The organism is Collinsella aerofaciens, assembly GCF_001405375.1.
In the GTDB taxonomy this organism is placed as follows: Bacteria; Actinomycetota; Coriobacteriia; order Coriobacteriales; family Coriobacteriaceae; genus Collinsella; species Collinsella aerofaciens_F.
The window spans coordinates 1-2247 of the sequence record NZ_CYYP01000034.1 but is presented as its reverse complement, the minus strand read 5'-3'; the positions used below and the strand labels follow the sequence as shown (position 1 = coordinate 2247).

The following is a 2247-nucleotide window of genomic DNA, read 5'->3' as shown; positions in this document are numbered from 1 at the left end:
CGAGGCGGCATAGGATATCAACCGTATTCCAGATTCCAGGACGCCGGGCCGACTCACTTCGGATCGGGCGCTACACCAACTTTCTCGACATTACCCTCATACAAGTGCCATTGGTACAAAAAAGATTATCGATTGCTATGAAATTCGAACCCAAATCAATGATCTTTTAGATTTGCTTAAGGAATTCGATTTAATTTATTCAAAGTGGGTCATTTAAATTCTTGACGGTTGGAATACCAATAGACTGGAGTTTGCTTGCATTCGGTGTTGAATAATACACTTGTAACAATTGGACAGCTTGTTTACGGATATTGACTAGGGGCGGGACGGTTTTGATCTTATGAACTTTCTTGAATTCTTGTCCATTCTGGCCCCTGGCATATTTGGTGGACTGCTTGTGTTTGTACCGCTTCTAATTAAAGATGCTGTCGATGCCTATGCAAATAAAACCGTAACAAGTGTTTTTGATAAGCGGCTTGAAAGGTACAAGGCCAAGTTATCCAGATCTGCTATGGCAAAACATATTTTGTTTGAACGCGAGATGGCATTCTATGACAAGGTCGATATGCAAATTGCTGAGCTTATTCCGCTTATACAAGATGTGCGCGACAGCTTGATTGAGCGGCCTTTCACTGAAGATAAGAAGAAATACATTCTTCGTTTTCTGAAGTTGGTGCCCGAGATGAAGGACACAAGCCTAAGATACCAAGCTTATCTTGATCCTGAAATCTGGGGCTCTTTTAATAATTTGGTGATTGAGCTTCAGTCACAAGAAGAGAAGTGGTTCGAGCTTGCTCGAAATGCCTCTACGGAGAAGGGGCATTCTGAGAATGACGAAGACGACGCCGTATGCATGTGCGATGACATTCTCATGCGGGTAGCTCTGTTTCGTACGAAACAAGTTAGTTACCTTAAGAGCATTGCGGAAGAGGAGTAGCGGCGTTTTAGTACCTGTTTCAATTCGATTGACTATTCCTCTGAGTAATAAAGAGACTAGTAGCTAATGACTATGACTATGACTATTTATGGCTCTTATAACGATGTTCGTTTTGGGCTTTCGCCTGATATCGTTGACGATTTGGGTAGTGTCGAGAAAGTTGGTGTAGCGCCCGATCCGAAGCGAGTCGGCCCGGCGTCCTGGAATCTGGAACACGGTTGATATCCTATGCGGCCTCGACCCTGTCCGCAAGCTCGAGGCCGGATTCGAGCATCCCCCTGGCCTCCGCCTCAAGCCGCGCCCAATCGACGGGACCGTCGATACCCCGAGTTCGACCGTCATCGTAGAACTCGTTCATCCTCACTTCCGAGAAATACCTGGACTCCTGCCATATCTCGTCCTGCTCGCACATGATCGCGCCCGCGAGCCTCACCAGCGAGCCCGTGGAGGGGAACACCTGCACGACGCGCGACCTGCGCTTTATCTCCCGGTTGGTCCTCTCCTGCACGTTGTTGGTGCGCAGGCGCTTCCAGTGGGTCGGCGGAAAGTCGAGGTAGGCCAGCGCGTCGGGCTCGGCCTCCTCCAGCACCGCCGCCGCCCTCGGGCAGCACCCCGCCAGCATGTCGCACGCCGCGTGGTGCATGGCCGTCACGGTGGCGGCGTCGCGCCGTCGAGGAGACGCTCAACGCGCCGCTCGACGAAGAGGCGTCCGAGCTCGTCGGGGCCGAGCGCTACGAGAGAACGGTGGGCCGGGAGGCCTACCGCTGCGGCCACTACGCCAAAAAGCTCGTCACCGGGGCAGGGGGAGGTCGAGCTCAGCGTGCCGAAGCTCGGCGGGGCGACCTTCCAGACGGCCGCCACAGGGATATGACCTCCATGTCGGCGTACTTGTTTGCGGTGTTGCGGCTAGCGTGGGGCCTTCGGGCGATATCGTGCCTCAAGGCATCGTCGGCGTCCATTGACCGCATGTTGCGTCTGTGTCCAGGGGATACGGCCATCTTGATCAAGCTGCTCAATTGTTCGTGCTCACAGTGTCCATTTCCCGGTAACCATTCGAACCACTTTTTAGTGAACATTAACATTGCAGCCAGGGTTGTTCTCGTTGGCCATAAGGCGATACTTGACCGGTTGCGACCCGATCATTCGGCGCTCGCGTTGGTGCGCATATTGGCGCGTTTTGATAACGAGACTATATAGGTTGCCTGATCGCGTCGAAAATGTTGGTGTAAGGGTGACACCCTAGCGCCCGTTTAACGAAGAACGGCCTTCGTCCTAGAATCTGAAATCACCACAACAACAGGTTCTAGGAA

At 52.3% G+C, this 2247-nt stretch carries 1 protein-coding gene and 2 pseudogenes; 2 read left to right on the top strand and 1 reads right to left on the bottom strand.

What is annotated here, in order from left to right; genetic code table 11:
- The first annotated feature begins 340 nt into the window (after positions 1–340).
- Complete coding sequence (locus ARB25_RS09600; protein WP_055287678.1) at positions 341–937, top strand: hypothetical protein; 597 nt, start codon at positions 341–343, stop codon at positions 935–937.
- A gap of 226 nt (positions 938–1163) precedes the next feature.
- On the opposite strand, the pseudogene ARB25_RS09595 reads toward ARB25_RS09600, so the two are convergent.
- A pseudogene (locus tag ARB25_RS09595) lies at positions 1164–1583 on the bottom strand (transposase); the annotation flags it as partial.
- 14 nt (positions 1584–1597) lie between these two features.
- Here ARB25_RS09595 and ARB25_RS10425 point away from each other — a divergent pair.
- Positions 1598–1793, top strand: a pseudogene (locus ARB25_RS10425) (transposase); the annotation flags it as partial.
- Positions 1794–2247: the final 454 nt, after the last annotated feature.

Coding starts and splice junctions, on each gene's coding strand:
- ARB25_RS09600 (WP_055287678.1), top strand. CDS start 341: ATGAACTTTCTTGAATTCTTGTCCATTCTGGCCCCTGGCATATTTGGT.